This window comes from Comamonas sp. GCA5, assembly GCF_036541385.1.
In the GTDB taxonomy this organism is placed as follows: Bacteria; Pseudomonadota; Gammaproteobacteria; order Burkholderiales; family Burkholderiaceae_C; genus Comamonas; species Comamonas aquatica.
This window is the reverse complement of the sequence record NZ_JAZHFR010000135.1, coordinates 1-5,475: the sequence shown is the minus strand read 5'-3', so window position 1 is coordinate 5,475 and position 5,475 is coordinate 1. Positions and strand designations below refer to the sequence as shown.

At 58.4% G+C, this 5,475-nt stretch carries 10 protein-coding genes and 1 pseudogene; 8 read left to right on the top strand and 3 right to left on the bottom strand.

The window, feature by feature from the left end:
- Positions 1 to 179: 179 nt before the first annotated feature.
- The 5 genes from SJH88_RS18350 to SJH88_RS18330 all read left to right on the top strand — a co-directional run bounded on the left by SJH88_RS18350 (position 180) and on the right by SJH88_RS18330 (position 3,047).
- On the top strand, positions 180 to 371 hold the full coding sequence (locus tag SJH88_RS18350) for a DNA-binding protein (protein WP_274755296.1): 192 nt from the start codon (positions 180 to 182) through the stop codon (positions 369 to 371).
- An 86-nt stretch (positions 372 to 457) separates the two neighbouring features.
- Positions 458 to 1,219 (top strand): plasmid recombination protein, encoded by a 762-nt coding sequence (locus tag SJH88_RS18345; protein WP_274755295.1) that lies wholly within the window; start codon positions 458 to 460, stop codon positions 1,217 to 1,219.
- Positions 1,220 to 1,683: 464 nt separating this feature from the next.
- Positions 1,684 to 2,019 carry an HGGxSTG domain-containing protein gene (locus SJH88_RS18340; protein ID WP_313771666.1) on the top strand — a complete coding sequence of 112 codons (336 nt, stop codon included), beginning with the start codon at positions 1,684 to 1,686 and terminating at the stop codon, positions 2,017 to 2,019.
- Positions 1,970 to 2,389, top strand: a complete 420-nt coding sequence (locus tag SJH88_RS18335) for a hypothetical protein (RefSeq protein WP_274755297.1) — start codon at positions 1,970 to 1,972, stop codon at positions 2,387 to 2,389. The genes SJH88_RS18340 and SJH88_RS18335 overlap by 50 nt, the downstream gene beginning before the upstream one ends.
- Before the next feature lie 343 nt (positions 2,390 to 2,732).
- Positions 2,733 to 3,047 carry a hypothetical protein gene (locus SJH88_RS18330; RefSeq protein ID WP_260674502.1) on the top strand — a complete coding sequence of 105 codons (315 nt, stop codon included), beginning with the start codon at positions 2,733 to 2,735 and terminating at the stop codon, positions 3,045 to 3,047.
- A 185-nt stretch (positions 3,048 to 3,232) separates the two neighbouring features.
- Here the strand turns inward: SJH88_RS18330 and SJH88_RS18325 are convergent, their stop codons facing one another.
- Positions 3,233 to 3,571: a very short patch repair endonuclease gene (locus tag SJH88_RS18325; RefSeq protein WP_260674501.1), complete on the bottom strand. Its 339-nt coding sequence runs from the start codon at positions 3,569 to 3,571 to the stop codon at positions 3,233 to 3,235.
- The gene (locus SJH88_RS18320; RefSeq protein ID WP_260674500.1) at positions 3,549 to 3,755 is read right to left on the bottom strand and encodes a hypothetical protein; all 207 of its coding nucleotides are present in this window, start codon (positions 3,753 to 3,755) and stop codon (positions 3,549 to 3,551) included. The genes SJH88_RS18325 and SJH88_RS18320 overlap by 23 nt, the downstream gene beginning before the upstream one ends.
- Between SJH88_RS18320 and SJH88_RS18315 the strand changes: the two genes are divergently transcribed.
- From SJH88_RS18315 to SJH88_RS18305, 3 genes are all read left to right on the top strand, one after another.
- On the top strand, positions 3,754 to 4,002 hold the full coding sequence (locus SJH88_RS18315) for a hypothetical protein (protein WP_260674499.1): 249 nt from the start codon (positions 3,754 to 3,756) through the stop codon (positions 4,000 to 4,002). The genes SJH88_RS18320 and SJH88_RS18315 overlap by 2 nt on opposite strands.
- 93 nt (positions 4,003 to 4,095) lie before the next feature.
- Positions 4,096 to 4,293, top strand: a complete 198-nt coding sequence (locus SJH88_RS18310; RefSeq protein WP_201742879.1) for a hypothetical protein — start codon at positions 4,096 to 4,098, stop codon at positions 4,291 to 4,293.
- Positions 4,294 to 4,306: 13 nt separating this feature from the next.
- Positions 4,307 to 5,203, top strand: a complete 897-nt coding sequence (locus SJH88_RS18305) for a mechanosensitive ion channel family protein (RefSeq protein ID WP_260674498.1) — start codon at positions 4,307 to 4,309, stop codon at positions 5,201 to 5,203.
- Between the two features lie 92 nt (positions 5,204 to 5,295).
- Here SJH88_RS18305 and SJH88_RS18300 read toward each other — a convergent pair.
- A pseudogene (locus SJH88_RS18300) lies at positions 5,296 to 5,475 on the bottom strand (IS256 family transposase); the annotation flags it as partial.

Below are 5,475 nucleotides of genomic sequence, written 5' to 3'. Positions count from 1 at the left end.
AAGTGGACCATGCCCATCCGGGATTGGAAGGCTGCGCTGACCCGCTTTACCATTGAGTTCGGAGACCGCATCTCCGTCAATTGAAGTCCGAACCGTTTACACAAAAATTCGGACACGCCCGCTTCCACGGTGGTAGCGATTCCACGCGTATCAACACAGGCACTGGTGCTGTGGTCTGCATGGCAGGCTGCCTGGACGAAGAAACCCGCTCCCACATCACCACCGCCGCGGCGGCTTTCCACCTCAACCGCTCCGAGCAGACCCTGCGCCTGTGGGCCTGCAAGGAAACGGGGCCGCTGCGCCCTGCCCGCATCAACAACCGCTTGGCCTGGTCGGTCGCCGAGCTGCGCCGCGTTTTGGGTATCCACTAAACTGCGGCTCCGCCATGCGTTCGCTGGCCCTCTCCCACCCAGCTGTGCCCGTCACGGCTGGAGTCATTTGAGGGGCACGCGTGCACATGGACCGCCGAAAACGCCCTGCCAACCTGCTGGTGCGCTTTGCCAAGCTCAAGGGCCCCACGGCAGCGCTGCGGGCGGCTCGGCACAATCTGCGCGAGCTGGCTTTGACGCCCAACATCACCCCAGGCCAGCAGCATCTCAACCTCGTCTTGCTCGGGCACCAGACGGCGGATGCGGTCAACGCCGCCTACAAAGCACAGCTGGAAGCAGCAGGCATCGACAAGCTGCGCGTGGATGCCGTGCGCCTGATCGAGGCCTTGGTCAGCCTGCCTGTGGGCATCCACGATGACGAATCCGCGTACTTCCAAGCTGCTTTGGACTGGATGGCCACAGAGTTTGGCAGCGCCAACCTCCTGAGCGCGGTCGTGCACAAGGATGAAAGCGCACAGCACATGCATGTGCTGATCGTTCCCCTGGTCCACGGGCGGATGCAAGGCTCGGATTTACTGGGTGGTAAAGCACAGCTGCGTGCGCGCTTGGCGCGCTTTGAACAAACCATGCAGCCCCACGCAGCCGCTTTAGGCCTGCTGGACCATTCCGAGATGGCGCTGACGGCAGAACAAATGGCCGGGGAAGTCATTCGCGCACTCCAGCACCGCAAAGACCCGATGTGGAAAAGCTGCGTGGCCCAGCTGCTTCGCAACTGCATTGAAGAAGCCCCCCAGGCGTTTTATGCAGCCCTGGCCCCGACGTTGGGCCGCCGACACCCTGAGTTCACCTCGCCCTCGTTGCCGCCCCAAGCGCACGAAAACGATGGCTGAGATCTTGACCAAGCCAATCACCAAGCTCCGTGGCGCGGCTGCGGAACGCTATCGCCAAAGCCCGGAATACCAGCGTGCCCACATCACGGCACCGGCACGGACCAAGCCTGCCGCCAGCACGGCATGCGCCCGTGCCATCTCAGAAGCCTCGCGCAGTTCCTCGCCTCCCGTGCATGTCGCGATTGCACTGAAACTGCCCGCCTTGCCGCAGCGAACCCTATGCTCTGTAGGGTTCGCTGGCGCTGGTCCCACTTGGCCCATCCATATGAGCATCGGGATCTTGACTCCGCCTCGATCGACACTCCAGGCAAGCATCGCCAGGGTACGGGCAGTGCCATTCACATCGCGGCCAACCACAAAGTTCCCGCAACCGGCTCCTCAACGCACCAGTTTGCTGGTGACACCAGGGTTGCTGAACTGCGTGCTTTTGAAATGGTGGCTGCTCAAAGCGCGAGTGCCCTGAGATGGGACGACACACAAGTACGTTCAATTGCAAGACAGAGGCATCCATGCACCACACCACTCCACAACATGCCTTACCGGCACCAGCACCTGGCAAGCAGAGCGCTGATCACGAACCTGCGTCCGTCCATCTCCACAGCGACTGCTGCGGCGCGAGGACGCGCAAGGGCACACCCTGCAAAAGCAAAGTCCTGTACCGCGGTGGACGCTGCAAGTTGCATGGCGGGTTGTCCACGGGCCCCAAAACCAAAAAGGGCAAGGCTGCCAGCCGCCGTAACGGGAAGAAAGGTGGGCGCCCCAGGAAGAACCGACAAACTGAACGCAAAGGCACGGCTTAAAACCCAACCCCATGAGAACCAGACAAAACTTGACATTTCCAAGGTACAAAAACTTGGAAATGCTGCGCTAGATTGTTGGTGGCTGGTGGGTCACTGTGAGATGGAAATCAAGCTGAACGACACCGACTGCATGCTGGCGAGTGGGGTGCTTGGACACGATGGATTGTTTGACCAGCAGCTGGCCCCCAGCCTGAACCAGATCGCCACGATGCGGCGTGCCCTGGTGGATGCCAAGATTCAGGAACACGGCCTGCGTGGTGGTATCGACCTGTGCTGCCGCGTGGCGGTCGAAGAAGTCCTGGCCGAAATGGCGCAGACCACGCCAAAGCTGCATTTCGTGCAACGCGCCATCGCCGCGATTCGCTCCTGACTGCGCCAGCATGTGCCCGGCTTCCGTGCGCTGGCGCTGTCCGACGCCGAAATCATCCGTGACTACATCCTGCCGGCCCGCGCCATGCACCGCGCGGGCCTGGGCTGGGTGGACTTCGTGTGAAGGGATGACAAGCGCGGGATCGCCCACATCCTGGCGCAACGCCAGGCCAAGGACGGCATGACACGCCAAGAGGCTATCCAGCTGCTGGAAGAAGGCCTGGTACAGACCATTGCGAAGGGGGAGGAAGCGCGCCGGATCGAGGTGGGTAACTCTACCCCTGCACTTGGACTACCAGGGGCAGCGCGCTATTTTGGTCCGGTCGGGTGGCAACAGTGCATGGATGCTGACCGGCTTTCAGATTCGGGTGCCCGGTGGCCAAAAGGAAGGATTTGATTCCAAGAAGCCTGCGCAAACCGCCACTAAACCTACGCGTGACGGCCTGGGAGCGAGCACTGAAAGTATTGTCGCGGACAGCTCAGATGATGGCAATGCAGTGTTCAGCTGCTTGCAAAGCACGGTGCTGGTTGAGATTTGCGCGCGCAACAGCCTGTTCTCGGCCCAGGCTCTGTTTGTTTCGCTGCTGCTGGACCGGCAGAACGCAGCGCTTGACCTATATCGGGCGTTGGGCAGCGGTAGGCAGGCTCCAACCGGGTAGGTGTGCCGACGGCGCTTCTTTGATTCGCTTCACCCTGTATTCCAGATTGCAGAAAAGCAGCAATCTAGTTTGCGTGAAAGCAGCAACCTAGTTTGCGTGAAAGCAGCAACCTAGTTTGCTGGAAACCAGCAAACTGGATTGCGAGAAACCAGCAAACTGAGGCAGCACTTTTAACCAACCAAACATCAGTCCGGTGCCAGTGGCCAGACAACTGCGCCAGCGCCCGCTTTTGGGGTTAGCTGGACGCAAGCGCGGAAAGCCACGCAACATGGCTCTATGCCGTTTTGTGTGGAAACGCTTCGCGTCATGTCGGCATGGCTGGCGCGAACGGACTGGCCGGGGAATACCAGATCAGGCGATCCAGGTAATTTCTTGTCGTGGAGTCGATAACGAAGGCCTGCGGCGTGCAGGGCCTTGCGAACACGTATTTCTGGTTTGGTGTCGCGTCCTCGCACGAGAGCCATTTGGGCGCTGCGGGCGGGATCGACATCGTTATCGCCGCTATTCCGAGCTTTTTTCTTCATTGCTGTCGCTGTCCTCGTTGTCGGCGGGTTCGTCCGGCGACAACGAGGCATGCTGTACGAACGCGGACAGGAAGTCGCGCACGATATGATCGGTATCGAGATAAGGCGGATTTCGCTCGAAGTGTTCCGCGATACGTCTCTCAATATCCTCGGGCGATGCCTTGTTATCCAAGGACTCAGCCATGGCCCATGCCCGTCCTGGGTGCATGACATCCCAAGGCGAACGCTTGTTAGATCGTGTGGTGGCCGCGTCCCCGTGCTTGCTGATAACGAAGGCGGCGCAATGCGCCGCCTTGCTTGTCAGTGATGTGAAGGCCCTAGCGGCGGCAAACAATCCGCTGCTGGCTGAACTGGGCATTGAGGCCCTGAAGGCTGCGACCGACCTGGAACAGCGCCTGAAGCGCCTGGAAGCGATCTCGAACGCGGAATAAGAAAAGCGGCTGACTGACCGGGGGCAACCGGTCGATCAGCCTAACCACAACCAGCCTTTCAAGGAGGCATAGCGATGGCTGCAAACACTTTACATGAGCGAAGAACAAGATCCAGATCTGGACAACCAGACAGAGGGCGACGAGCTGCCCGAAGAGAACGGCGCGGATGATGTTTCACTCCGGCCCGGCCCGAATGCCGACGATCAGGCAGACATTGAGCAATACATCAGCGCAGAAGTGCGGGCGCTTTATGACGTGTACAGCTACCGACACATAGGTGGCTCTTTTTAGCAGTGGGAGCACCATGAACGAACAACTCGAAACCCTATTCAAATACATCGAACCAGCCAAGCTGCTGGACCTTGGTTTGCAAGCCGCAAAATTTTTTCTGGTCATCGTAGTTGCCCTGATTGTGTTGCGCTTGGTAAAAGCAGCAATCGATCGCGTGGGTACGCGCATACAGGCACGCAGCAAAACGCTGGATGATCAAAAACGAATCGAAACCCTGATGCGCGTGCTGAAATACGTGGCCAATGTGGTCATTTTGCTGCTCGGCGCTTTGATTGCCTTGGGCACCATTGGTATATCCATTGCCCCTGTGCTGGCCGCTGCCGGTGTGGTGAGTTTGGCCGTTGGTTTTGGTGCACAAAGTTTGGTGAAAGATTACTTCACCGGTATTGTGCTGCTGATCGAAAACCAGATTCGCGCAGGCGACTTCATTGAAGTGGGTGGCAAAAGCGGCACGGTCGAAAATGTAACCCTGCGGTATGTGCGTTTGCGTGACGCACACGGCAATGTGCATTTTGTTCCAAATGGTCAGATTGATTCGGTGACCAACTCCACCATGGACTTTGCCTATGCAGTTGTTGATGTGGGCATCGCCTACAAAGAGGAAGTCGACGTAGCCATTCAGGTGATGCAAAAAGTGGGCACTGAATTGGCGGAAGACAAAGAGTGGGGACCGAAAATTACCGAACCCATGTCGACCTTTGGTGTGCAAGAACTTGCCGATTCAGCCGTGATTGTTCGCGTGCGATTTAAAACGCTGCCGGGCGAGCAATGGGGCGTGCGCCGTGAGTACAACAAGCGCATTAAAGCGGCGTTTGACAATGTTGGCATTGAAATTCCATTCCCTCACGTGACCATTTGTCCAAGTGGTGGAAGTGCCGTGAAGCTGCCAGCGCAGATTTCGTCGAGCTGAGTTTCAGAGCATGGGCGAGATTGCGAGGCCGCATGAATGAGTTTCGTATCGGCATCGGGGGTGTCCGAACTTTTGTGTAAACGGGGCGGACTTCAGTTGACGGAGATGCGGTCTCCGAACTGAATGGTAAATCGGGTCAACGCTGCCTTCCAATCCCGAATCGGCATGGTCCACTTCTGACTGATGTTGCGCAGGGCCAAGTAGAACAACTTAGTCAGCGCCTCATCGCTGGGGAATGAACCCCGGTTCTTGCTCAGCTTCCTCAGGCCCAT